Source organism: Sphingobacterium multivorum (assembly GCF_039511225.1).
In the GTDB taxonomy this organism is placed as follows: Bacteria; Bacteroidota; Bacteroidia; order Sphingobacteriales; family Sphingobacteriaceae; genus Sphingobacterium.
On sequence record NZ_CP154261.1, the window covers coordinates 1,318,082 to 1,340,350 of the forward strand.

Sequence of the window (22,269 nt, forward strand, 5' to 3'; positions counted from 1 at the left end):
TGTGTGGGTGGAATCCTGTAAACCTTGTTCGATTAAGCACAAGGTATGGCTATTACAGACAAGTAAAAAATTAACGAAAAAACAAGCAAATGAAGTTATCAGAGAGGGGCTACATATTTGGCCTAGGAGCGTTCAGAAGGTACAAGGAGATAACAGGGCATGATATCGAACATTTCGAGCAGGCATTATTGCCAGAATTTATTGTTGATGAAAAAGGGGAGCCTGTCCTAGATGAGGATGGATTAAAAATACCTTTTCGTCAAATTGATCTGATGGAATCATCATACCGTTGGGCTATCATGTTGAAGGCTGCAAATGATCTGCATTGTAATATCAATGGTGGTGATAAACTGTCTGTTGATGAATTTACAATACTTCTTGATAATGCTGATCAAGAAGAAAGCAACAAGCTAATGGACCAATACCTAGATAGTAATTACCTGGGTAAAAAGATGAGGGTGTACTATGGTATTCCTGAGCCAACAAAAGAAGCTCCAAAAGCAAAAAAAAAGGCATCACCACGGGTGAAGCCACAATCCTGATGTTAAAGGCAGGCTATAAGCTTGCAGAAACTGAAACCATGACTTTAAACGATGTTATGTTGGTCATGGAAGCTCAGAACAAAAAGGATGAGGATAACTGGAACATAGCAAGAACATTGATTGCAACAGTTATTAACCATTCAGGATTTGGGACCACAGAAGCAATAAGCCCATCTGAGGTAATACATCTGAGGATGGATGATGAGAATATTGTAAGGCCGATTACAACGGTAGAAGAAGCGAGGGAATTAATAGAGGGGATGTAATGGCTCAATTAAAAACAGTATTAACAGGTGATGCTACTTCGTTGACAAATGCAATGAAACAGGCTGAGCAATCAGCGACAAGTGTTTCTAAATCATTTGAGGCGGCTAAATTGTCAACTGAACAATGGGATGCTGCAGCAAGGCGGAACAGTTTTGAACAGTATAATGCCTCTTTGCGTAAAGTTAATGCTTCCACAAAAGAAGTGTCAACATCATCACAGGAAGCTGTTGTCAGTGTAAATAAGCTAAATAATTCAGTAAAAGCAGGAAGCGGGGTAGCTGTAGAGTTTACAAGGATCATTCAGGATCTTCCCTATGCTGCCAATAATATTGGATCTGTTGGTAACAATATTACTAGGGCTTTTGAGTTGTTTGGATCAGTAAGGCAACAGGCTGGTAGTACAGCTATTGCAATAAAATCCGTTTTCTCTTCATTGTTATCTACGGGCAACTTGATTTCCTTAGGTGTCAGTGCAGTGATCACAGGTTTTACCATGTGGCAGATGCATTCCCAAAAAACCAAAAGGGAAACAGATAATCTAACTGATGCTATACAGAAACAACGCGATGCCGTTGAAAATTACCTTAAAACTCTTAATGCAGTAAATAGGAGCTCAGCAGAGGCATCCGCTAATTATGCCAAAGAATTTACTGAGCTGAATATCCTATTCGGGATAATCAAGTCAGGTACATCAACACGCGAACAGCAAACAATTGCTGTAGAGAGGTTACAGAAGTTATATCCTGATATTTTTGCAAACATGACTCGTGAGGCAATTCTTGCTGATGAGGGAGCGCGAGCATATGACCGATTAAAGAATAGTATAATTCAAGCTGGTATTGCAGAAGCAGCAAAGAATCTGAGCGCTAAAGCAGCTGAAGATTACGTAAAAAATACTGTTGCTGGTTTGCAGGCTACAAAGGATGCTACCAAACTATTTCATGAGTACAATAGAGCTATTGCTGCTAAAAACTTATTGGAGAGAGATGCTGCAAAATATGTTGGACAAACAATAACGGTAAATGGCGTAAACTTCAAAGTACAAAAAGATAATTCCTTAGCTATTACACAGCTGAATACTATTATCAACCAACTTGGAAGGGAGTATTCTGCTGCTAATGATAAAACTAAAACTTTCATTACTACGAGTGCCGAAGCTCGTAAAAACATGGACGAGTTTAATAAGGTTGCTATAGAATCCGCTCCGGCATTGCAAAAGAATACTGGCCTTATTGGTGAGCTTCAGGATAAAATATCAAAGTTAGAAGCTCAGCGTCCTTTCCTAAAAACAAAGGAGGATATCCAGGAAAATATTAAGCAGACAACATTGTTTAAGAATGAGCTTAAAAGCCTTGAATCACCTTTAGAAGACCAAGCTGGTTTAATTGGTGAGGTAAAGAATAAACTTAAACAGCTTAACAAAGAAAGACCTTTCTTAAAGACTAAGGAAGATATTCAGGCTAACATCCAGGAGACGAACAAGTATAAAAAGCAGCTCGCTGAACTTGAAAAGGGGTTAAAAAAAGTTGGAGGTGCTAGAGTTTCCACAGCTGTTCCAAAGAATTTAATTGATCAGGTTCAAAGTGTAGGGCAGAAAGGTCAATTTTCAGTTCAGGTGTCACAAGCTACTGGATTAGATGAGTTGTTGCTTAGAAATAAGCAAAAGTATCAAGGATTCTTGGATGAACTCGATAAGCTTGAGAAAGAAAATAAAGGGAAAAATATTGCTAATGCAAAAGCTACTCAGGATGCTATCAATAAGACGAGGATTGATCTAGTAACTAATAGGGAAGCAGAGGCAAAACAGATAGAGTTAGACTACAATACATCCACTCAGGATACTATCACTAAGATTCTTAATGATGCGGGCATATCCAGGGTGAAATCGAGACAACAGGAGCTTGATGCAAGCAAGAACTATTTCAACGAACTAGAAAATCAATATAGGAACAATTCTACAGTACTTCAAGCAATAACTGAAGCACGTAAGCTCGCTGAGGCTTCAATCAATGAGAAGTTTGATGCTAAGGCTTATGAGGGTGTCAAGAAGATGTATGACAAAATAGAGAAGCTGGAAAATAAGCCATTCGCCAAGAACTTAAAAGGTGATGAACTTAAGAAGGCTATAGCTGATCGATTGGCTGCTATTGAGGATATCTATAAAAAGATTGACGAGTCACTTAAAGCTATGGGTGTTAAGGATACCAGTGCTATCATGGGGGGGCTGAAACAGAGTTTTGATACAGTTACTGGTAATGCTCCTAACCAAAAAGATAGGGATGATGCCGAACTGAATAAGCGTTTGTCTAAAGTTGTTGAATCTGGATTCCGTCAGGGATTTAGCTCAATATTCGATAGTATTGACGATTTGGGTAGCAATTTTTATGATGTATTCAGTAACACATTCAATAAGTTATCAAATAGTGTCATCAAGACTTTCCAGAACCTTATAGCGACTGAGTTAGGTAACAGTTTTAGTAAGTTGTTTGAGGGGAAAGATGGCAAAGGATTTAAGATCGGAGGATTGAGTGAAGGCGTATCAAAAGGTGTTGTTGCAGGATTGGGTATTGCAGGTGGACTTGTTTCCAGCATGTCAGGCAAGACAAGTACAGGTGGACAGATTGCGGGAGGAGCCCTCAGTGGTGCAGCTGCAGGAACAGCGATTTTACCTGGATGGGGAACAGCAATAGGTGCTGTAGTAGGTGGTGCTGCTGGTTTCTTTGGAGCAAAAAATGCTCAGAAGCAGCAAAAGATTGCTGAGCAGCAGTTATCTGAATCAAAGAAACAAACATTACTTCTACAATATCAAAACGCTCTTTCATACCAAAGCAACATCGCTGGACAAAGAACAGTTGATGGTATTATCACGGCGGTGGATAGAAGTGCTACAGGACAGCTTATTGCGACTATAGCAGGTAAAGATATCAAGGTTATTTTAGACAGGAACGGAGGGGCGAGATGATAAAGTACACAATACCATATAAAAGTTATGATGAAACCCAGTGGCGAGTAGATATCGACATACCTGGTTATACAGGTGATCCGATATTCGTCAATGGTAAAGCTGATGAAGCTGGCATCATGTCATTTGATGGTACTACAGATGAATTGTGGGAATCACCGGTTGTCAATACGAATATGCTTACCACTATGGTGAGCACAGGTCAGGTTGATGTAAGAGAGATACAGCGCGCAAAGGATAGACAGTTCAGATACATGCTTTATCGTAATGATGAACTGAAGTTTTCAGGATATCTTATTGTGGATAATATGCAACGTATTTTCAATGCTCCACCTTTTGACGTTCAGATATCAGCAACATGTGGGCTCAATTTATTGAGCGGTATTCCTTATGTAGGGTTTGGGGGTGAGCTTGGAACACGTATTCCATTAAATTACCTACGTAGAATATTGATGAGCAATGTATTACTTGGTATTGATATACCGATAAGGTGGTCAATGCGTTTACGTAATAATAATCCATTGATCAATGGTGATCCTATGACAAGTTTAACATGGGCGCAGACCGGTGAAGGATTTGCTGATTATGGTACACAGGCTAAATACTGCGATTATATTGTTGAGGGAATATGCAAAGCATTACAGTGCCGTATATTTCAGGCTGATGGTGCTTGGTGGGTGCTTGATATCATGGAACATATGAACGATGTAGTTAATTATAGCGAATGTGCCAACAGTTATGGTGATCCGGTTATTACGACACATACAAGAAATATCAAGAAGACAATTGGTATTGATTATGGATTTGCTAAAGAGGATTCATTGTTTCTGATTAAACCAGCACTTTCAGGTGCTCAGGTTAAGTACGAGCAGGACCAAAATGAAAACATTATTTATAATGGTAGTTTGGATGTGTGGTCACTTGGTATAAACCCTCTTCATTGGACTAAAGATAGTAACGTTGGGTGGCAACAATATAGTCCTATAACTGGCCGTCCAGGTAGTTCAGTAGAGCTATATTTAAATAGCGGGACTAAGGGATCATTTAGAATGGAACAATCGTTACCTATTGACGCCCATTTATTGTATAATACTTTATCATGGGGATTTTCTATACTTCCATTAAGTGGTTTCAATACTAACGAATATGGATTTATTAATTGGGAACAAAGTCCATTGAAAGTATCGGTAAGATATACAATATTAAAAGATGGGAATCCGGTAGACTACTATTTAAATGAATTTGGGTATTGGTGGAACCAGGAAAATGCAACTACACTTCAGAAATTTAATTATGGCTTTATAGTTCCACCTCTGACATATTTCTGTGTATTATTTTATGACAATGTACTTTTCCTTCCTGGCGACTTAGCAAAATTCAGTTTTCTCAGAAACGGATCTATAGAATATTATGAGTATACATTTAACGAGGCTAAATCTCCTGACGAAGCTGTAACAATATTCTTAAATCTTATTCCGAACACTCAGCAACTTATCGGACAAACAGGATATAGAGCATTTATCATATATGATGTCACTGACGTTCCTGAAAACTATGCAAGACTGACTAAGACTCAGGATGCTATTGAAAACATCAGAATCACAGTTGCCAACCTCAAACTTAACGATATTGCCAATGTTGAGTTCAACGGCCGTATGGAGGTTAAGATCCCCGATCCGGGAATCCTCAACGCTTCAACAAATTCAGCTGTAGGCAAACTTATGATGGAGTTCAAGATCGAGGGAGCACAGCACTATGTCCTTGATGAGATATGGATGAGCGTAAACACCAATAGTGATGTTTACAAAGCCACATTGAATGACAGTGCTAAGGTTGAGGAATACTCACTCAAGATTTCATCAGCATTCAGTGGATTCTATTACAGCAACTTTATGCGTACCTGGGGCAAGTCTAATGAAGACTATCTATTCAAAGATACCGACGGTTATGTTGGATCGCTTACAGCTCAGTATGCGAGATCTATCATGAAATCAAGGAATATGCCACTGGATATCTTCAATGGTACAATTAACACAAGGGGATACGACTGGAGCTATTTGGATAACTACGATATCGTTGAGACCGATGGCAGGTTTATCCCACTCACGCCAACATACAACACCGAAAGGAATGAAGTCAACCTTATCGCAATTGAGGGAAGAAACGATTCGGATTTAGAACTAAACATAGTTCATTTACCGAGCGAGAAGAAGCAAAAATAACATTATACATTATACGATGGCAGAGGATTTAGATTTAGAGGGGAAGGTATTAGATGCCAGAGTCCGCCAAAAGAAAGACACACTAGCAAAATGGGAAGCAAATGAGCTCATCCTATTGGATGGCGAACAGGCATTTGTAGTTGATGATGGTGGTCAGCCTATAAACTTTAAGATAGGCGACGGGACCAAGAAATTTGCTGATTTACCGTTTTGGATTGCTTATGATCAGGGGCAATATGTTGCCATTACAGGAACAGTATTACCAACACCTACAGCAACTGTTGGTTATTCAATTGTACCTGAGGGAACATATACACGCGCCGGACAAGCTAATGTTGTGGTACCGGCAGGTAAGATGGGGGTACTTAACTTCGCGGCCAATACCTGGAGCTTAGGAAGCAGTGTTCCTTTGCCGGTAGCAGTAGCAGATGGTGTGGTAGAATCAGGCAATACAAAGGCTACAAGTGGTAATGCTGTCTTTATTGCTGTAGAACCTATAAAGGATAAGTTTGTAGATGATTCTACATTGATATTGATTCAGGACTTTGGGGGATTTTATCAATGGGCATTTAATACAAGTACATTTTCGGGATTTGGAAATACCTACGGTGTTGTTAAGAACTTCTCTAAAATACGTATTTATCATCAAGCAAGGGATACCAATGCAACAATTTTAAAAGTACGCATTTGTGAAACAGATGTTAATGGAGCGGTTCTTTTTGAGGGTCAGGTTTCTATATCTATTCCAAATGGACAGACAAACTACATTGATGTAGATCTAGGGACTGTTATCAAAAATACTTCAGGTAAAGTCATTTGGGTAGAATACTATGCAAACGGTAATATGTCATTACCGAGGTCAAATACTGCAATGACCACTCCTAGAAAAATATTATATAAAACAAATGGTGCCATAGATACGAACTTCGCTCAGTCCAGTGTGCCATCTACAAGCAATGAAACAAGGGAGACATTTTTAACTTTTTATGGTGTATCTGGTGAACTTGTTGCTGGCACTGAATTATCGAACGAGGTCTTGGGTAAAGGTGCTGCTGTAGGATTGGTTACACAAACTGAAACTAAAGCGGTTGCCGGTAAAGAAGTTTACCCAATTAAAACAGGACTCGGCGATATTACCAAGGACTCATTTGTACCGACAAGTTACGATGTAAGGGGTGGTTTAGATGTAATTTACGCTACAGGAGCGCCATTTTGTTCATGGGGTCATTTAGTAGGGTTAGTGCCTGATCTTGGTCAAGTCGGATTCATGATAAGGCCTTACGATTCAGCAAACATGCCCACGTATGCAAGGTTTATTATTCGAGATGGCGGCCCCTCAGGCGCTATAATGTTCGATAAGACTATTACGCAAAGTTTCACTGTAAATACAAATACTAAAGTTTTGGTTTTAGTACCTGGAATAGATCTTACTAAAAATCTTTTTATGCAGGTAACAGCAGACGGATATATAGCTTTGTTAGGAGCAAATCAGGCATCAGATCAAGACGCTGCGCATGTAGTTATGTACAGTACAACCAAAGGTTCAATTACTTTGACAGCATCAGCATCAAATAAAAAAGCTGTAATGTATTTTGAACTAGGTAAGGGTGCGTTTAAAAAGTCTCTTTCTGACAGTGCGGTACAACAGGTTAAAGATGCTATTGATGGTACGTTTCCTGATCCAATATTATTGCTTACTCAGGAAAATTATGTATATCCAGGAGCTGAGAAGAACGCTTTCAATAGAAATATTTTGGTGACAGCATATGGGGATTCTGATGAGAATTATGTTATAGACTGGAATGGCCCTGATGTGGGTTCGCAGTTTAACAGAGGATTTAGAACCACCGGAGCTAAGGCTGGAAATTTGGATTACAATATTTCAATTGTTGTGAGGAAAGGCAGGCAAACATTATTGACCGGAACCCAAAGGATATTATCGTCTGCCACTAATAAAGGTAATGGTATCACAAGGGGACTTAATGTCATTGGTGACAGTCTTGTAGCTCCAGGTAAATTAACTCAATTCATACTTGATAATTTTGCCAGTGACGGTTTTAAAGTACGCCTTGAAGGAACTGTGGGAAGCGGAACTAATAAACACGATGGACGTGCGGGCCGCACAATCGATTGGTACTACGGAAACAACAATATCCCATACTATAAGATATTCGTTAACGGTATTACAATAGTACCTTCTTTAAATAGCGTATACTCACAAGGATCATCGACTTATAAGGTAGAGGAAGTTAACTTTGATTCATCTACAGGTGATGGGTACTTTTCTTTGTCAATCGTAACTGGAGTAGCCCCAACTGCAACAGGAACATTGGTTTTAGTTAGTGGAGGAGGTCAGACCCCTATCAACTATACAACAATGACTGTTGATTCCAGCAACCCATGGAGAAACCCAGCTACAGGTGAATTTGACTATGGATATGGTGTGACAAACAATGGCTTAACAATGACAGCTGGTGACACTGTACCTTTCCAGTTAGGCATAAATGACATGTTCGGTATTACTGACTTATCAGCTGCTCAGTTAAAAGCCAATACAATGGCTACGCAATTAACAGAAATGATTGCAAGTGTTCATGCGTACAATCCTGGAATAAATGCTGTTGTTGCTGTCACAGTATTTCCTTCAACACAAGATGGCTTTGGAGCAAACTACAATTTAGGACAGACAAGGGAAATGTATGTAAAAACAGGCCTTGTTACATGGCAGAAAAAAGTACTTGATACTTTTGATAATGCGACTATGAGGTCTAATAATATTTATGTTGTCCCTATTCATGCAAATTTAGATACACTATATAACTTTCCTTATGTCATGCAAAAGCCAAACGCAAGATATACAGGGACTGAATTGGTAAAATACCAGACAAATGGTGTCCATCCGAATGATGATGGTACAAAACAGATTGCAGATGATTACTGTGGATTCTTAAAATGGAAAGCTTAGAAATATAAAATCAAAAATAAGATGACAAAGAAAGAATCAATACAATATATCCAAAGAGTCGTCGGGGCGCATCCCGACGGCATACTTGGTAACGAGACATTGACTAAGTTTCAGTGTAATTTCGGTATACCAACTAAAGCTATGACCGCTCAATTCTTCGGCAACCTGGTACACGAAAGCGGAGATTTTTCGATAGTTATTGAGGATATGCGATACACGACAGTACGCGCTCTCCGTAACACATGGCCGTCACGCTTTACCAGTGATGCATTGGCCGAGCAATATTTACGTCAACCTGAGAAGCTTGGCAACTTCGTTTACGATAACCGAATGGGCAATGGCAAAGGTGAAGGCTATAAGTACCGTGGACGTGGATGGATGCAGTTAACCGGAAAGGAAATGTACGCGTTATTTAGCAAATGGATTGGTGATGACTGTGTTGCTAATCCGGATCTTGTCGCTACTAAATATCCATTAGAATCTGCTGTTTTCATGTTCAATCAAAAGCGATTGTGGAACCTGGTTAAGTCAGTAAGCGATGATGATATCAAGGTGATCCGTCGCCGGGTAAATGGGGGATTGATCGGAATAGACAAAGTTATTCCATTGGTTAAGCAATTTTATAATATGATGAAGTAATGGCAGAGGAAAGCAAAGACGTATTAGACAGAAAAATTGACGGTATTGTCAAATTAGCAAAGTTGGACTCAGTTAAAGTTATGCTCATTGTGTCTGTTGCTTTCAATATTTACCAATACGTAGATAATAGGGACTTAAATTCCACTATTGTCGAAGAAGTCCGTAAACAAGTTAATCCAGCCGTTGACTCCAAAGTATCACGGGATCTGCCAAAAGCTGTTGAGAATGCCGTACAACCAATGAAAGAAGGAGTTGAACAGGGTATGCAAAAACTGGATACCGTATTGAATAAAGTAATAAACAAAGAATAGTCGCTATGAAAAGACTTATTATGATATTGCTGTTGTTATTCGGTGTAATAGCATCAAGCTACAACCAGGGCAAGAAAAAGGCTTTGCCGCCCGAGTTCGTTGTAAAATGGAATAATCATTTGGATAGTGTAAACGCTGTACTGGATGGGAAGATTAAGTAAGGTTTTGGCAATGGTGGTCATAGTGGCCGCCTTTGCTTCCTGTGGTCTATTTCGAAAGTCAACTAAGCATGTTGAAAAATCTACTTTGGAAGTGGTCAGTAAGCGCGATAGCTCTTTGTCTGAGAAAACGCAAAAAGACAGTATACAAAGAACGATTAAGACTGATCAAGGCATAACTATTACTGAAACGGAAACGACTACCATAACAAAGAAACCTGGTGGTAAATTAAACGCGTCTGTTGATTTAGACAAATTGAAATCAGGTGAGGAGATGCTATTGAAGGATTCGGCTGGCTTCCGTATATCAGCGATATTGGATAGTGTAAATAATCGTCTTTCCATAAAGTCAGAAGCTCCATCGGAAGAAAAGACCGAAAACAAAAAGGAAAGGAAATCTGAATATAATAATAAGAAGGAGTCCAACGAAAAGAAAGGATCTGAACAGGTCCAAAAACAAGTTGCTGTAAGTCATGAACAGCGGCAAAAGGAATCGACTAAAATCGAGGATATACAAAAGGAGCCAAAAGGTTCTATGCTGATTTGGTTAGGAATAGGCGCTTTAGTCTTCGTGATTGGATTTCTTTTTTTAAGAAAGAAAGGAGTTATTTAAACCTTTTGGAATAATATTTGTTTAATTAGTAGTAACTTTGCGATCCTTATGAATAGTTATACACATTTAGCGGAACTTTACGGTTTCCGTTGTTGGTTCAATGAAGACACAAATGAAGTCAAAGGTACCAACTGGTTTAATGATAAAATGATTGATATCATTACCTGGATTGATGTAAAGTTTGAGATTAACGACGGGTTTTACATAAAATTAGTAGAAAGGTTATAACAAAAGAAGCCTACTAACTCTAGGTCATAATTTTCGGCTTCAATTGACTTAGTTCATAAGCATACTACTTCTTGACGGGTATCTTGAAGACTTTCGCTTTTTTAGGATAAATCCTAACGCCATTCTTTACAATGTACGGGCGATAAATATACTCTTGATCTTCGTTTTTTTGAACATTACTACTCATTTCATGAGATATTTTTAGTCGGGGCTGCCTTTTTCAGCCCTCTATCCCTATTTGTTTCTCCCAAAGGGAGGGGATTACTCGATGAATTCGAGATGACCTAAAAAAGCCCCGACCTTCTCGAGTGGTCGAGGCAAATTTTTTCTTCACATGGCTTTCTCACATTTTTAATTGTAAAATAATTAATTGTTTAAAAGACTCGTGAAATAGTATTTGATGTAATGTTCAGTGCCAAATATATAAAGTTTTATACAAACAAAAAAATAATAGCAATTTTCATTTCAAAAATGAGAATGCAAAAACAAATTAATATTAAGAATATCGGCCTTTCCTATTCCTCCCATCCCAATTCTTCAAGAAATATTGTGAGCTCATCTGTTGTTAGCCAGCTATCGTTATTACAAAGCATTACCCATTGGTCTCCTCTATAAGCAATAGACATGATAAAAAATTTGTTGATAAGAACCTGAATTGATCCACCACCATGCAATACTGATGCCTGAACAACTTGCTTTTGACCGTCTACCTCGCATTCGAATGTCACAAACTTTTTCATCGAATATCATCCTTTATCCACTTTAATTCACCCCGTTGGATCATGCCTATGTATTTTTGGATATGATCATCGGTCAATAAGCGTTCGTCCTCAATATGATAGTCGAAAGCCTTTGAAAATTTATCATAATCGATACTGCCAACATAGGCGTTATTGAGATAGATATGCCAAAGGCTATATTTCTTCGCGCGAACTTCGACTACCTGGCGCTTACCTTGGTGGTAGAATAGCTCAGGCACATCGTTATCAAACCTGATAATTAAAGCGTCAATACAAGCTTCTTTTATATCTTCGGCAAGTTCGCCATAGGCCAATTCCCAAAACCCTTGAGACTTCCTGAAAACGTAAAAAGTATGACCGTTTTTGTTATAAAGGTAGTAGTCCTTCATGCCCATACTTTTATCCTGTATGCTTATCTGAACATACAAAACACGATTTCGGCAAAAGACTTCAAGAGGTTTCATAATGTAAAATTACTAACATTATTAGCAAAATATCAAGATAAATTTTAAATTTGATTTATGAAACTAAGCAAACAACCCCCTGAAGGATATGTAAATCATGTCAGAGAATCGGCCTTACTTGGCGCTCAAAATGTTGGCATAGAGACTGGCGCAAAGATATTGGAGGATGGATTAAAAGCGTGGCCAGACGAACTGGATGCCGCGATAAAATGGGTGGTAATGGAAAGGAAGAAACTTAAATAGCGTCTTGGATATCGGGACGATTGGTATCACCTTTGGCTCCGGTTACACGGAAAACTTTGTGTGCTCCAAGTTCGCCTTCATAGGGGATCATGAGCTGTTGAATATCTTCTTTTTTGGTAGCGTTTAGCCAAGCATCCCTATTGGATGGAGGTATGATCAAAGGCATACGCTTTTTCTCATTGTGTATTTCTTCCAATAGAGGATTGGCAGCCGTAGTGATAACGGAGAAAGTCGGGTATACGTTGTTAGTTTCGTAGTCCTTGAAATTAGCATAGACAACACCGATAGTGAAAATTTCCTTAGTTGGTGTGTATATGTAGTAATTTTCAGTGTCCTTTTGCCCAGCGACTTTATGGGGTTCGTAAAAACCATTCACGTAGAGAAGTCCACGCGTTTTGAGTATGGAATTCTTATATGATGCTTTCTCAAAGATTGATTCCGATTCAGCATTTAATGTATTAGCATATTTGGCAGCATCTTGTTCGGTCTTTACCCAAAAAGGAATAAGCTTCCATCGGGCAGGCACCACACTATCTTGGTCCTCATTTAGAGTAACAGGAAGGTATGGACGAGTAAATCCGCTGACATGAAAGATTTCTTCATTTTGATAATGAACATTCTTGCCTTGTAAAGCGTCTACTAGTTGCTTAGTGCTTGGAGTGGAAGTATGATAACACATATTTGATTATATTTACTTAAAAGTACAAATAAAATGCGATTTGCAAAGCTAAATCATTCAGTACTGAAAGAGCTTCAGAGCATGGGGTATAATGTTCTTATTGCTCCATCTAATTGTGAGGATAGCGAAAATATAACATGGAAGGCCATAACAGTGCCGAATGTTTTTGAATGGTTGGTCGCTTTAGATTGTGAAGGCATTACAGCTGTCCCGTTTGAAGAACCAAATATCCTGGTCATTCAGGATGCTTTGAATAATATTAAGGAAGAAGACCTAAAAGGAAGCGTTTTTATAGAGGAAAAATTATGAAGACATTACAACAATATTATAACGAAGTAGGTGAGTATGGCCGAAAGCTATATTTGAGAAATGAAGCTATCCGCACTGGTAAGTGGGATATGTATGAATCTACGGTAATGGAAGAGTTTCCAGATATTGCAGACGCCGAATTGGAGGAATCGCGCGAATTGGCTAAGAGAATAAAAGAGATGTCAAAGGAGGAGTTTCGGGAATGGGTAACCAAGAACCGTGTCAATGTGATCACTTCAGATCTTTATATTTTAGATGAGGGAACGATATTGAGGGGTTCGATGGTACCTGTGGGGGACTTGTCGGTTATACTCGGCGATGGATTGGAGGATATAATTGAATGCAATGTTTCACCGATGGATGTGCTTAACTTAACTGATCACGTGGTTTATTGGGTTGATCCAATAGTAAAAGCCTAGATTGTTAGTCTAGGCTTAAGTACCCTATCAGAAAAGCATCTTTTATATTTTGTATCTTTAGGGCATACTAATTAAGAAATTATATGATAAATAACAATGATGAAAATCAAGGGTCTTGCTTAGAGCAACACTCTTTGAAAGACGGGCGAGTCTTAGAAGTTAAGTCTTTCGGTAGTAGTAAAAAATTTCCTTTCCAAGAGGATATTAGGTATTATTTGGATGGTGATCAAATTTCAGGATTATCAGAATTCATGGAATTAATGAAACTTGTAAAGCCCTAGTCAACCTCCTCAAAGTAAAACCTAACTTCAACCTGTTTTTCCTCTAAAAGCCCATACTTTTTGGCAAACCTGTATTGAGTGCTATCCCTATTTAATGAGCGGATAAAGCCTGCTATTGTCTTGCGGAAGCTTTCAAGTGATAAGCTGCCTTTTATGGTATTGCAACTTGGGCAGGCTGGGGCTAGGTTTTCAAATGTATCGCGTTCGGGGTATTGGCATCCACCGTTTACCCAATCGCGAACTATCGGTTGAATGTGATCCGCACACCAGCGTTCACCGAGTTCACATCCGCAATAAGTGCAGCGCCCCGAATACTTTAGTCGGAGCGCTTCTCTTTGGGGTTTGGAGAGTTTCATAAATGTCGCCTAATTTTATTTCTCAGCAGCCTAATACCTATTTCTAAACGTTGCTGACGCTGTATTTTAAGGCATCGTTTAAGCTCATCCGCCAAAGAGGTAATTTTAAGTTTTACATATTCGTCTGTTCTCATATCATGTCTTGCTATTCTTTTCTTTAACCCATATTGTCCAATCAAAACCGAATAATCCTAAAGTCAATAAAAATGTATCAGTAGATACCCATCTCTGCTGAATACCTAATATTATCCAATTGTCAGAGCGATGAAACTTCCTTTTTGACCATCTACAGTTGAAGTAGGAATGGTAATACCGGTATTTCATAAACAATCCTCGCTAAGAATTAATACCTTATTCCTTGCCAAAGTTTCACCGTCGGGATCTTCTTTAAAATTGATTTCCTCAACTCTTGCATCGTTTACAGGTGCAAATTGAAATCCTGTTTCTCCTTCTTCGATAAACACATCCATGTGGTCAGGAAGATCGGCAATAGCCTGCTTTAATTGTTTTATTGTCATAGCTTTGGTATGTTACTTTCTGATAGAATTGATCTTTTGTCAATTTGAATATTGTCAGCGCCTTGTTGATGATGCTTTGTGGGTGTGTCAGTTTTGAAGTGGCCACAATGGTATTTCATTGTTGCATTCTCCGCTGCATTCCTTAATGCTTCTTTGGCTACTTCGATGGCGAAGCGTTTTCCTATTTCAGTGTAGTGTCGCTCAATCTTAATTGCTGATTCCAGTTTAGAACACCCAATTGACATATCGAATATTGCAGATTCAGGGTTTTTAAATCCTAATTCTATGAAATACTCATTTCTAACATCTTCGAAATTTTTCATATTAAACCTCCATGTAATTTTCGTTCATATAACTTTCATCAACAGGCCAAAAGTGCCAGCCTAATTGCTCAGTAAACCCCTTTAGAATAAACTTACCTGTATGAACAATTTGGGTTCCTTCTCCTGACTCAGGTGTTTTAAGTAATATTGATCCGTCGGGACCTTCTTTACCAGCTCCTGAAAGCCATTCCATAACATCTTTTCTATTAAATTCTGTAAGCTGAATACCATCTAATGGTTTATTGCTTTTCTTTATAAATTGCTTGATCATCTTCTTTTCTTTTATCCCCCGATTAGAAGGGGAGGGGTTTAAAACTCTAGTTTTAGTTGATTGTCTTTGTATACCTGTATTTCTGTTTTGCATCTTATTAAATCCCTAAATACAATGTCTGTACACCAGTGACCACATTCGAACCGGAAAATAAAACCTTTGACAGACACTAGTTTAAATCGTGATCCGGTGTTTGGGTATCTATAATATTCGCCGATGTGATAGTTCATTCCCTTTCTCCTTTCTAAAACATTGATACTTGCGCATAAGGCAATTCAGTACTGCGAAGGAAAACAACTTCAATGGGGCGCTTCACCTCAATAGCATAAACCATACATCGCTCTACCGTTTTCAATCTATCTGCTTGATCGGAGTTGATTTTATAAGTCCTTCCTTCACTTTTCAAAAGGCAATATGTCTTTTTAGCCTTATCTGTTTTGGAATAAAACCTGTCGCCATTATTCAGCGATAGGATATTTGTAACCTCAAACTTTTTCATTGTATTATGTATTGAAGGTTGTAACCGAATACATCCCGGAGCTCGAAAAGATAAAGTTTCTTTTCATCGTCCAGACTGTTAATTATTTCATCTGAAATTTGCACAAGTCGCTTTCTGACGAGAATTTCTATACTTCCTTTTAACTGCTTATGCAGAAAATAGCGACGATTATTTCTTGTTGTTCTTTTGATTAATGTATTCATCGTTTTTCTCCTTTCTAAACTAATGAGGTCTGAACAACAACCGAATTATTACGAGAGTACCTAGATCGAAATGTCATCACCTCATCAATCACACGGGAAAGATCTCTCGGATCAACACACTCTATCGACGCTGCTTCTTCCAATGTGAGTATATCGCCTATTATTAATTCGATTAGTTCGCCTATTTCCTGTGGTGTCATTTTTTTATTATTTTGGTGCTATGAAAAGGCATACAATTATTTACCTACTTGGAACTATTATTATGATTGCTAACGCATTGTTTTTAGTTCCATACCTAATTGAAGAATTAGGGAAGTCGATTGGTAAATAGATTAGCCATTGGTTACCTCGCTTTCTTTGTGAATGTTGCCGATAACTTTTATACGTCCATGCCTGCCAGGTTCTATTGATGATAGATATGATTCGTCATACCTATCTATCATTTCCAAATTCCAAGAATTTTGAGAAAATACAACTGTGCCTTTTTTAGACAAAGAGTCCATATAATCTTCTAATGACACATTATCATCTGTATTACTTGGCCAATCGGTATAGAGAATTAAGACACAATCTCCTTCATATATCTCTTTACCATTCGTGTCGAGTAATCCGGTGAACTGGCCTAAAGTATATTCATCAACAATCACTGTGTCAACACCATCTAAGGTGGTGATATAGGCTGTGCCAGTGGTATCTTTTGAAAAGTATCCATGCCGCCATGCACCTTTTCGAACACCATGTAATTGCTTAGCTCGGAACTTAATTTGCCTTACTGGCGCTTTCTTTTCGTTATTCACCGTACACCTCCTTTCCGTCAATAGGCGCAACAGTAACAGCATAGTTATTAGGCAAATACTGAACAAGATGCTGATCGCATAATTCAGTATAATCATCAGGTTTACCCGAATAAATAATTGTTCTTGTTGCGTTTTGATTGCAATCAATATGGCAACAGTGGTTTTTAATATTTTCCATTTCTTTCGTCTCTTTTAGTTATTACTTTAATTGCTATTAGCATTATTACTGATACCGCTAAGGCTACCAATACATCTGGGCTTGGTGTGTTCATTGTTTTAAGATTTAACTGGATGGTTTCTGCTATAATCACGGTCTTTCATTTCCCAATTGTAGTCCAATAAGTAGTTATGGGAATTTCCTTTGAGATTGTACTTCTCTTTACTAAATGACACTTTAACAAAATGCCTTAATACAGCATCTTTTGAATGATTGTAATCACAACGGTGAATGACTGTTTCGTCAAGCCTATAAATGCTGTTTGGTTTGCATTTAAGTGGTTCAGAATTGTAGAATAATCTATTCATCTGCTCAATGCTTTCTCTATGATCTTGTATCAATTCAAAAGTTCCTATAACGTATTCCGTAGGGATGCAATCACACCAAATGTAATTTATGTCATCGCTCATAAACCCATCACAATGCCATCCCAAGCGATTGAGATTTTCGCCACTTTTTATGTAAAGGCATTTTGCTGTTAGGTAGATGTAGTGGTCTCTATACTCATTTAAAGATTTATAAGTAACGCCATACTTAGGCTTCAAGACTTTACTTTGAAAGTCCTTTACAACTTTTTCTATTATAAGGTTTAACCTATCAAGCTGTTTAGGTAAGGCGATACTATCTGTAAATCCAGCCAACTTAATAGGTAAATATTGATAAAAATACATTTGATCGTTATCGACAACAACATCTGTTGCTATTTCGATTGGTTCACTTCCGTACATTTTCATGGTTATAGGTTTTGAAGTTCTGTTAATACAGATTGCCAGTATCTCCGTAATTCCAAAATGTTGCTTCTGTCTTTTAGATATTGAGCAGATTCCAATGTGTTAATAACTTCTCTTGTGGTAACTAAAGCACATTCTATAGCATCACCTTTGCTGATATTATAGTAAGTACCACCTAGACCACTATCATGGTTGTCGAAATCCATATTCATATATTTTTCAACAAGTTCCTTTGCTTTTTCTTGTGGGGTATTTTCCATCTTCTTTTCTTTTAAAGGCGCCAGTAAGGCGCCATTGGTTAAAAACTAAGCCTCAGTAAAGACACCATCAACTAACATATACCAAGTATTAGCTTTTATCTTTTCACCATCTACTTTAGCAGATTGAACATCGATACGCTTCCATCCTTCGTTGTCATAGTACTTCCACTCTGCTACTGTGATGAACCCGTCAATATCTGCCATTGCTTTACCTTCAATACCTAATGCTACTGCAGCGCCTTGATCGCCAGTAGCACTTGCAGCGCCTTGATCGCCAGTAGCACTTGCAGCGCCATAACGGCCAGTAGCACTTGCAGCGCCTTGATAGCCAGTAGCACTTGCAGCGCCTTGATCGCCAGTAGCACTTGCAGCGCCATAACGGCCAGTAGCACTTGCAGCGCCATAACGGCCAGTAGCACTTGCAGCACCTTGATCGCCAGTAGCACTTGCAGCGCCTTGATAGCCAGTAGCACTTGCAGCGCCTTGATCGCCAGTAGCACTTGCAGCGCCATAACGGCCAGTAGCACTTGCAGCGCCATAACGGCCAGTAGCACTTGCAGCACCTTGATCGCCAGTAGCACTTGCAGCACCTTGATCGCCAGTAGCACTTGCAGCGCCTTGATCGCCAGTAGCACTTGCAGCGCCTTGATAGCCAGTAGCACTTGCAGCGCCTTGATCGCCAGTAGCACTTGCAGCGCCTTGATAGCCAGTAGCACTTGCAGCGCCTTGATCGCCAGTAGCACTTGCAGCGCCTTGATCGCCAGTAGCACTTGCAGCGCCATAACGGCCAGTAGCACTTGCAGCACCTTGATCGCCAGTAGCACTTGCAGCACCATAACGGCCAGTAGCACGATCGCTTTTTGACCACTTTGCGCGGTCAAAAACAAATTTTATAGCAGCTTCCGTAAGACTTGAAAAACTTAACTTTAAACCTATTTTTAGATGAGAAACAGCGACTTTGGTGTCGCCATCACGCTCTTTAGATGCTTGTCCACTTCCAATTACTTCATGATAAACCGATTGTCCTGGACTGTAGTAACCGAAAGTATTCAAAGGGTGTTCGCAATAATGGAAACCACTTCCGCATGCCACAGCTTTTCCCTCATGTACATACTCTTTTCCTTCCTCATATTGAAAGTCACGGCATTTCATATCTTTATTGAAACCCTTATATCCCTTTATTTCTTGAAATTCAGCAGGTAACGAAAGATTTTCAAAGTCCCATGCTTCAACGAAAAGTGATGCTATAGGCTCAACCGCCCATCCAGCAATACCGGTTCCTATTGATGTTACCAAAAAATGTTTGTCAGGGTTATCTTTTGCAAAGCAGAGGAATTGATCAACGTGGTTTCTTAACTCACTATAAGCTATCTTTTCCATATCAGTGTCAAGCGTAGGAATAGCATAGCTTTTACCTTGAAGTCCTATAGCTTGACCTTCAATAGCTCCAAATTTTTTTACTGCTGTTCTTGCGGCACCGCCTGCATGGTTGCCGTTCATGTTAGAACCAAAAACAAATACTTGGTTCTCTTCTAATTTTGTGATGTTTGATGGTGTTGTTTTCATTTGTGGTTATTTTTTATTTATGCTGTTAGAGAATTTGATACTGGCAGATACTTGATCTTAGCATCATGTTTATTAATGAATTCAAGGACCTCATGAGCGTATTCGTCCTGAAACTTGTGGACGAAATCCTGTACATGGTATGTGGCTCCACCTTTTCGAGCAGTTACACTGAAAAAGATACCATTACTTGTTAGCTCAAAATCAACACCGTTGACCTCAGCTTTTTTTTGTAGATATTCTGGTGTGATAATCATTATGCGGATAGATTTTTAAGTTTATTTTCTTGTTTCAACCTCCACTCTGCACGTATTGCAGGTATATCATTTAACCGAGCATCATCTTTATGAAACTCCAACACAGTATTTTTTGAATCCATCATACTGACCATTCTGTAATCGGCTGGATTTCTTTTAATATTCTTGAATACTTTTTCTTTTACACCAATTTTTGCTAAACCCTTATTTACAGAGTCAACATTTGATTCTTTTGGTGCTTTAGCCTTTCTATATGATTTTAGATTTATAATACTTGCTTTACCTTTTGAGGGAAGTCCATTGTTAAACCATCTACTAGCTGTAGTTTCAGATATATTGAGCTCTTTTCCTATTTTCATAAATGAATTACCTTCATTTCTTAATTTTATGATACCGTGATAAATTTCTTGACGTGTCATGATCCTAATGTTAAAATGATTCTTACTAATAAATAAATGAAGCCTACCCCGAACACAATAATGTATAAGAATGCCAATAAAGAGCGCATCAACTCTGCACGAAACTGAATTTCCTCAGCTTGGTGCTTAAAAAGATTACGTTTCATTACGCTACGGCTAAATAGAATTCTTGTTCGGTTTCAAAATCAAGCTCACACTCTCTATGACAATGAGGACATTCTAGATGTGACTCCTGAGGATTGGTATAAGTCATTTCTTGGTCAATGACAACAATCACTTGTTCCTGGGGAAGTAGTTCCCTGCAATTAGCACATACCGTCTGACGGAAGGCTAAATAATCGTTTTGAATACTTATATTTGTCATGTCTCTTTGTGGTTACTGAGACAAACATAAAAAACATTTTTTATACTACAAAATGTAGTATAAAAATATTTTTCTGAACAAAGTATTACATATGTATTACAGTGAATTTATAAAATTTTGTAATTCACTAATTATCAAGTTTATATAACATTTTATTTATTATGTTGCAATTGAATTATATCCGTGAGAACAGGGATACGGTAATCGAAAGATTGGCTGTCAAGCATTTCAAGGAAATTGGATTGGTCGACGAAATCATCAGTTTAGATGAAGATCGCCGTAAGATCCAATCGGAATCGGACGCACTTTCGGCAGAGGCTAATGCGGCAGCAAAACAGATTGGAGATCTGATGCGCCAAGGTAAAAAAGAAGAAGCTGAAACCGTTAAATCCAAATCCTCGGGATATAAAGAGCAAGTGAAGCAACTTTTGGATCAATTGGGTACAATTGAGGCAGAATTGAACGATAAAATCGTACAATTACCTAATTTACCGCATCAATCGGTTCCAGCAGGTGTAAGTGCTGAGGACAACGAAGTTGTTTTGAGCCATGGCGAAATCCCGGCTTTGTCGGACGACGCATTGCCGCATTGGGAATTGTTGAACAAATATGATATTGTTGATTTAGAGCTTGGCGTAAAGGTTGCCGGTGCAGGTTTTCCTATCTATAAAGGTAAAGGAGCTAAATTGCAACGCGCCTTGATCAATTTCTTTTTGGATCAGGCTGCAGAAGAAGGATACGAAGAAGTACAGGTGCCCATTTTGGTCAATGAAGATTCTGCATTTGCTACGGGACAATTACCGGATAAAGAAGGACAAATGTACTATGTGGGTAACGACAACCTGTATTTGATTCCTACAGCTGAAGTTCCGGTCACCAATATTTATAGAGACGAGATTGTGAAAGAAGCGCAGTTTCCAATCAAACATTGCGCTTATACACCATGTTTCCGTCGTGAAGCAGGCTCTTATGGGGCACATGTACGCGGATTAAATAGACTACATCAATTTGACAAAGTAGAGACGGTGCAGATTGTACATCCTGAAAAGTCCTATGATGTGCTGGAAGAAATGAGTTTATATGTACAAGGGCTGTTGCAGAAATTGGAGCTGCCTTATCGTGTATTGCGCCTTTGTGGTGGAGATATGAGTTTCACTTCTGCATTGACCTATGATATGGAAGTATATAGCTCTGCTCAGAAACGTTGGTTGGAGGTATCTTCCGTTTCCAATTTTGAAACTTATCAGGCGAATCGTTTGAAAGTACGTTTTAAGAATGCTGACGGCAAGATGCAACTGGCACATACGTTGAACGGTTCTGCATTGGCTTTACCGCGTATCGTCGCAGCGATATTGGAGAATAACCAAACAGAAAAAGGAATTAAGGTTCCCGCGGTTTTGGTACCGTACACTAAGTTTGAGTATATCGATTAAGTTTCAATAAATAAGT

31 protein-coding genes are annotated in these 22,269 nt (G+C 38.7%); 15 read left to right on the forward strand and 16 right to left on the reverse strand.

What is annotated here, in order from left to right:
• The first annotated feature begins 89 nt into the window (after positions 1 to 89).
• The 10 genes from AAH582_RS05425 to AAH582_RS05470 are packed head-to-tail and all read left to right on the forward strand — an operon-like array spanning position 90 to position 10,907.
• Positions 90 to 542, forward strand: coding sequence for a hypothetical protein (locus AAH582_RS05425; protein ID WP_343321420.1), 453 nt, complete (start codon positions 90 to 92; stop codon positions 540 to 542).
• Positions 542 to 808 carry a hypothetical protein gene (locus AAH582_RS05430; RefSeq protein WP_343321421.1) on the forward strand — a complete coding sequence of 89 codons (267 nt, stop codon included), beginning with the start codon at positions 542 to 544 and terminating at the stop codon, positions 806 to 808. Before AAH582_RS05425 ends, AAH582_RS05430 begins: the two co-directional genes overlap by 1 nt.
• Entirely contained in the window at positions 808 to 3,771 is a 2,964-nt protein-coding gene (locus AAH582_RS05435; protein WP_343321422.1) for a hypothetical protein, read from the forward strand. Before AAH582_RS05430 ends, AAH582_RS05435 begins: the two co-directional genes overlap by 1 nt.
• Positions 3,768 to 5,993 (forward strand): hypothetical protein, encoded by a 2,226-nt coding sequence (locus AAH582_RS05440; protein ID WP_343321423.1) that lies wholly within the window; start codon positions 3,768 to 3,770, stop codon positions 5,991 to 5,993. The genes AAH582_RS05435 and AAH582_RS05440 overlap by 4 nt, the downstream gene beginning before the upstream one ends.
• Positions 5,994 to 6,009: 16 nt before the next feature.
• On the forward strand, positions 6,010 to 8,958 hold the full coding sequence (locus AAH582_RS05445; protein ID WP_343321424.1) for an SGNH/GDSL hydrolase family protein: 2,949 nt from the start codon (positions 6,010 to 6,012) through the stop codon (positions 8,956 to 8,958).
• Between the two features lie 21 nt (positions 8,959 to 8,979).
• Positions 8,980 to 9,597 (forward strand): glycoside hydrolase family 19 protein, encoded by a 618-nt coding sequence (locus tag AAH582_RS05450; protein WP_343321425.1) that lies wholly within the window; start codon positions 8,980 to 8,982, stop codon positions 9,595 to 9,597.
• Entirely contained in the window at positions 9,597 to 9,908 is a 312-nt protein-coding gene (locus tag AAH582_RS05455) for a hypothetical protein (protein ID WP_343321426.1), read from the forward strand. The genes AAH582_RS05450 and AAH582_RS05455 overlap by 1 nt, the downstream gene beginning before the upstream one ends.
• A 5-nt stretch (positions 9,909 to 9,913) precedes the next feature.
• Positions 9,914 to 10,069, forward strand: a complete 156-nt coding sequence (locus AAH582_RS05460) for a hypothetical protein (protein ID WP_343321427.1) — start codon at positions 9,914 to 9,916, stop codon at positions 10,067 to 10,069.
• Positions 10,053 to 10,679, forward strand: coding sequence for a hypothetical protein (locus tag AAH582_RS05465; protein ID WP_343321428.1), 627 nt, complete (start codon positions 10,053 to 10,055; stop codon positions 10,677 to 10,679). Before AAH582_RS05460 ends, AAH582_RS05465 begins: the two co-directional genes overlap by 17 nt.
• 48 nt (positions 10,680 to 10,727) lie before the next feature.
• Positions 10,728 to 10,907, forward strand: coding sequence for a hypothetical protein (locus tag AAH582_RS05470; RefSeq protein WP_343321429.1), 180 nt, complete (start codon positions 10,728 to 10,730; stop codon positions 10,905 to 10,907).
• Between the two features lie 515 nt (positions 10,908 to 11,422).
• On the opposite strand, the gene AAH582_RS05475 is transcribed toward AAH582_RS05470, so the two are convergent.
• On the reverse strand, positions 11,423 to 11,647 hold the full coding sequence (locus AAH582_RS05475; protein ID WP_343321430.1) for a hypothetical protein: 225 nt from the start codon (positions 11,645 to 11,647) through the stop codon (positions 11,423 to 11,425).
• Positions 11,644 to 12,036 (reverse strand): hypothetical protein, encoded by a 393-nt coding sequence (locus tag AAH582_RS05480; RefSeq protein WP_343321431.1) that lies wholly within the window; start codon positions 12,034 to 12,036, stop codon positions 11,644 to 11,646. Before AAH582_RS05480 ends, AAH582_RS05475 begins: the two co-directional genes overlap by 4 nt.
• A gap of 132 nt (positions 12,037 to 12,168) precedes the next feature.
• On the opposite strand from AAH582_RS05480, the gene AAH582_RS05485 reads away from it, so the two are divergent.
• A complete protein-coding gene (locus AAH582_RS05485) occupies positions 12,169 to 12,354 on the forward strand; it encodes a hypothetical protein (protein ID WP_343321432.1) in 186 nt (61 codons plus the stop codon).
• On the opposite strand, the gene AAH582_RS05490 is transcribed toward AAH582_RS05485, so the two are convergent.
• Positions 12,347 to 13,033 (reverse strand): SOS response-associated peptidase, encoded by a 687-nt coding sequence (locus tag AAH582_RS05490; protein WP_343321433.1) that lies wholly within the window; start codon positions 13,031 to 13,033, stop codon positions 12,347 to 12,349. The two genes, AAH582_RS05485 and AAH582_RS05490, sit on opposite strands and share 8 nt — an antisense overlap.
• 33 nt (positions 13,034 to 13,066) lie before the next feature.
• Between AAH582_RS05490 and AAH582_RS05495 the strand changes: the two genes are divergently transcribed.
• From AAH582_RS05495 to AAH582_RS05505, 3 genes are all read left to right on the forward strand, one after another.
• Entirely contained in the window at positions 13,067 to 13,342 is a 276-nt protein-coding gene (locus AAH582_RS05495; protein ID WP_343321434.1) for a hypothetical protein, read from the forward strand.
• Positions 13,339 to 13,761 (forward strand): hypothetical protein, encoded by a 423-nt coding sequence (locus AAH582_RS05500; protein ID WP_343321435.1) that lies wholly within the window; start codon positions 13,339 to 13,341, stop codon positions 13,759 to 13,761. Before AAH582_RS05495 ends, AAH582_RS05500 begins: the two co-directional genes overlap by 4 nt.
• Before the next feature lie 83 nt (positions 13,762 to 13,844).
• Positions 13,845 to 14,042 carry a hypothetical protein gene (locus AAH582_RS05505; protein ID WP_343321436.1) on the forward strand — a complete coding sequence of 66 codons (198 nt, stop codon included), beginning with the start codon at positions 13,845 to 13,847 and terminating at the stop codon, positions 14,040 to 14,042.
• Here AAH582_RS05505 and AAH582_RS05510 read toward each other — a convergent pair.
• From AAH582_RS05510 to AAH582_RS05570, 13 genes are all read right to left on the reverse strand, one after another.
• The gene (locus AAH582_RS05510; protein WP_343321437.1) at positions 14,039 to 14,398 is read right to left on the reverse strand and encodes an HNH endonuclease; all 360 of its coding nucleotides are present in this window, start codon (positions 14,396 to 14,398) and stop codon (positions 14,039 to 14,041) included. The two genes, AAH582_RS05505 and AAH582_RS05510, sit on opposite strands and share 4 nt — an antisense overlap.
• 320 nt (positions 14,399 to 14,718) lie before the next feature.
• Complete coding sequence (locus AAH582_RS05515; protein WP_343321438.1) at positions 14,719 to 14,916, reverse strand: hypothetical protein; 198 nt, start codon at positions 14,914 to 14,916, stop codon at positions 14,719 to 14,721.
• Positions 14,913 to 15,239, reverse strand: a complete 327-nt coding sequence (locus AAH582_RS05520; protein ID WP_343321439.1) for a hypothetical protein — start codon at positions 15,237 to 15,239, stop codon at positions 14,913 to 14,915. The genes AAH582_RS05515 and AAH582_RS05520 overlap by 4 nt, the downstream gene beginning before the upstream one ends.
• A 1-nt stretch (position 15,240) precedes the next feature.
• Entirely contained in the window at positions 15,241 to 15,603 is a 363-nt protein-coding gene (locus AAH582_RS05525; RefSeq protein WP_343321440.1) for a hypothetical protein, read from the reverse strand.
• Positions 15,604 to 15,754: 151 nt separating this feature from the next.
• Positions 15,755 to 16,009 carry a hypothetical protein gene (locus AAH582_RS05530; protein ID WP_343321441.1) on the reverse strand — a complete coding sequence of 85 codons (255 nt, stop codon included), beginning with the start codon at positions 16,007 to 16,009 and terminating at the stop codon, positions 15,755 to 15,757.
• Positions 16,010 to 16,226: 217 nt separating this feature from the next.
• On the reverse strand, positions 16,227 to 16,412 hold the full coding sequence (locus AAH582_RS05535; protein WP_343321442.1) for a hypothetical protein: 186 nt from the start codon (positions 16,410 to 16,412) through the stop codon (positions 16,227 to 16,229).
• 132 nt (positions 16,413 to 16,544) lie between these two features.
• A complete protein-coding gene (locus tag AAH582_RS05540) occupies positions 16,545 to 17,009 on the reverse strand; it encodes a YopX family protein (RefSeq protein WP_343321443.1) in 465 nt (154 codons plus the stop codon).
• Complete coding sequence (locus AAH582_RS05545) at positions 17,002 to 17,187, reverse strand: hypothetical protein (RefSeq protein WP_343321444.1); 186 nt, start codon at positions 17,185 to 17,187, stop codon at positions 17,002 to 17,004. Before AAH582_RS05545 ends, AAH582_RS05540 begins: the two co-directional genes overlap by 8 nt.
• 98 nt (positions 17,188 to 17,285) lie before the next feature.
• On the reverse strand, positions 17,286 to 17,960 hold the full coding sequence (locus AAH582_RS05550; RefSeq protein WP_343321445.1) for a hypothetical protein: 675 nt from the start codon (positions 17,958 to 17,960) through the stop codon (positions 17,286 to 17,288).
• Between the two features lie 2 nt (positions 17,961 to 17,962).
• Complete coding sequence (locus AAH582_RS05555) at positions 17,963 to 18,217, reverse strand: hypothetical protein (protein WP_343321446.1); 255 nt, start codon at positions 18,215 to 18,217, stop codon at positions 17,963 to 17,965.
• A 45-nt stretch (positions 18,218 to 18,262) separates the two neighbouring features.
• Positions 18,263 to 19,783, reverse strand: coding sequence for an A1S_2505 family phage non-structural protein (locus tag AAH582_RS05560; RefSeq protein WP_343321447.1), 1,521 nt, complete (start codon positions 19,781 to 19,783; stop codon positions 18,263 to 18,265).
• A gap of 17 nt (positions 19,784 to 19,800) precedes the next feature.
• Positions 19,801 to 20,037, reverse strand: coding sequence for a hypothetical protein (locus AAH582_RS05565; RefSeq protein ID WP_343321448.1), 237 nt, complete (start codon positions 20,035 to 20,037; stop codon positions 19,801 to 19,803).
• Positions 20,037 to 20,456, reverse strand: a complete 420-nt coding sequence (locus AAH582_RS05570) for a helix-turn-helix domain-containing protein (RefSeq protein WP_343321449.1) — start codon at positions 20,454 to 20,456, stop codon at positions 20,037 to 20,039. The genes AAH582_RS05565 and AAH582_RS05570 overlap by 1 nt, the downstream gene beginning before the upstream one ends.
• 525 nt (positions 20,457 to 20,981) lie before the next feature.
• Between AAH582_RS05570 and serS the strand changes: the two genes are divergently transcribed.
• Entirely contained in the window at positions 20,982 to 22,253 is a 1,272-nt protein-coding gene (gene serS / locus AAH582_RS05575; RefSeq protein WP_046674012.1) for a serine--tRNA ligase, read from the forward strand.
• Positions 22,254 to 22,269: the final 16 nt, after the last annotated feature.

Bases quoted from the DNA above. Each gene is read 5' to 3' on its own strand.
- AAH582_RS05425 (WP_343321420.1), top strand. From the start codon at position 90: ATGAAGTTATCAGAGAGGGGCTACATATTTGGCCTAGGAGCGTTCAGA.
- AAH582_RS05430 (WP_343321421.1), top strand. From the start codon at position 542: ATGTTAAAGGCAGGCTATAAGCTTGCAGAAACTGAAACCATGACTTTA.
- AAH582_RS05435 (WP_343321422.1), top strand. From the start codon at position 808: ATGGCTCAATTAAAAACAGTATTAACAGGTGATGCTACTTCGTTGACA.
- AAH582_RS05440 (WP_343321423.1), top strand. From the start codon at position 3,768: ATGATAAAGTACACAATACCATATAAAAGTTATGATGAAACCCAGTGG.
- AAH582_RS05445 (WP_343321424.1), top strand. From the start codon at position 6,010: ATGGCAGAGGATTTAGATTTAGAGGGGAAGGTATTAGATGCCAGAGTC.
- AAH582_RS05450 (WP_343321425.1), top strand. From the start codon at position 8,980: ATGACAAAGAAAGAATCAATACAATATATCCAAAGAGTCGTCGGGGCG.
- AAH582_RS05455 (WP_343321426.1), top strand. From the start codon at position 9,597: ATGGCAGAGGAAAGCAAAGACGTATTAGACAGAAAAATTGACGGTATT.
- AAH582_RS05460 (WP_343321427.1), top strand. From the start codon at position 9,914: ATGAAAAGACTTATTATGATATTGCTGTTGTTATTCGGTGTAATAGCA.
- AAH582_RS05465 (WP_343321428.1), top strand. From the start codon at position 10,053: ATGGGAAGATTAAGTAAGGTTTTGGCAATGGTGGTCATAGTGGCCGCC.
- AAH582_RS05470 (WP_343321429.1), top strand. From the start codon at position 10,728: ATGAATAGTTATACACATTTAGCGGAACTTTACGGTTTCCGTTGTTGG.
- AAH582_RS05475 (WP_343321430.1), bottom strand. From the start codon at position 11,647: ATGAAAAAGTTTGTGACATTCGAATGCGAGGTAGACGGTCAAAAGCAA.
- AAH582_RS05480 (WP_343321431.1), bottom strand. From the start codon at position 12,036: ATGAAGGACTACTACCTTTATAACAAAAACGGTCATACTTTTTACGTT.
- AAH582_RS05485 (WP_343321432.1), top strand. From the start codon at position 12,169: ATGAAACTAAGCAAACAACCCCCTGAAGGATATGTAAATCATGTCAGA.
- AAH582_RS05490 (WP_343321433.1), bottom strand. From the start codon at position 13,033: ATGTGTTATCATACTTCCACTCCAAGCACTAAGCAACTAGTAGACGCT.
- AAH582_RS05495 (WP_343321434.1), top strand. From the start codon at position 13,067: ATGCGATTTGCAAAGCTAAATCATTCAGTACTGAAAGAGCTTCAGAGC.
- AAH582_RS05500 (WP_343321435.1), top strand. From the start codon at position 13,339: ATGAAGACATTACAACAATATTATAACGAAGTAGGTGAGTATGGCCGA.
- AAH582_RS05505 (WP_343321436.1), top strand. From the start codon at position 13,845: ATGATAAATAACAATGATGAAAATCAAGGGTCTTGCTTAGAGCAACAC.
- AAH582_RS05510 (WP_343321437.1), bottom strand. From the start codon at position 14,398: ATGAAACTCTCCAAACCCCAAAGAGAAGCGCTCCGACTAAAGTATTCG.
- AAH582_RS05515 (WP_343321438.1), bottom strand. From the start codon at position 14,916: ATGACAATAAAACAATTAAAGCAGGCTATTGCCGATCTTCCTGACCAC.
- AAH582_RS05520 (WP_343321439.1), bottom strand. From the start codon at position 15,239: ATGAAAAATTTCGAAGATGTTAGAAATGAGTATTTCATAGAATTAGGA.
- AAH582_RS05525 (WP_343321440.1), bottom strand. From the start codon at position 15,603: ATGCAAAACAGAAATACAGGTATACAAAGACAATCAACTAAAACTAGA.
- AAH582_RS05530 (WP_343321441.1), bottom strand. From the start codon at position 16,009: ATGAAAAAGTTTGAGGTTACAAATATCCTATCGCTGAATAATGGCGAC.
- AAH582_RS05535 (WP_343321442.1), bottom strand. From the start codon at position 16,412: ATGACACCACAGGAAATAGGCGAACTAATCGAATTAATAATAGGCGAT.
- AAH582_RS05545 (WP_343321444.1), bottom strand. From the start codon at position 17,187: ATGGAAAATATTAAAAACCACTGTTGCCATATTGATTGCAATCAAAAC.
- AAH582_RS05550 (WP_343321445.1), bottom strand. From the start codon at position 17,960: ATGAAAATGTACGGAAGTGAACCAATCGAAATAGCAACAGATGTTGTT.
- AAH582_RS05555 (WP_343321446.1), bottom strand. From the start codon at position 18,217: ATGGAAAATACCCCACAAGAAAAAGCAAAGGAACTTGTTGAAAAATAT.
- AAH582_RS05560 (WP_343321447.1), bottom strand. From the start codon at position 19,783: ATGAAAACAACACCATCAAACATCACAAAATTAGAAGAGAACCAAGTA.
- AAH582_RS05565 (WP_343321448.1), bottom strand. From the start codon at position 20,037: ATGATTATCACACCAGAATATCTACAAAAAAAAGCTGAGGTCAACGGT.
- AAH582_RS05570 (WP_343321449.1), bottom strand. From the start codon at position 20,456: ATGACACGTCAAGAAATTTATCACGGTATCATAAAATTAAGAAATGAA.
- serS (WP_046674012.1), top strand. From the start codon at position 20,982: ATGTTGCAATTGAATTATATCCGTGAGAACAGGGATACGGTAATCGAA.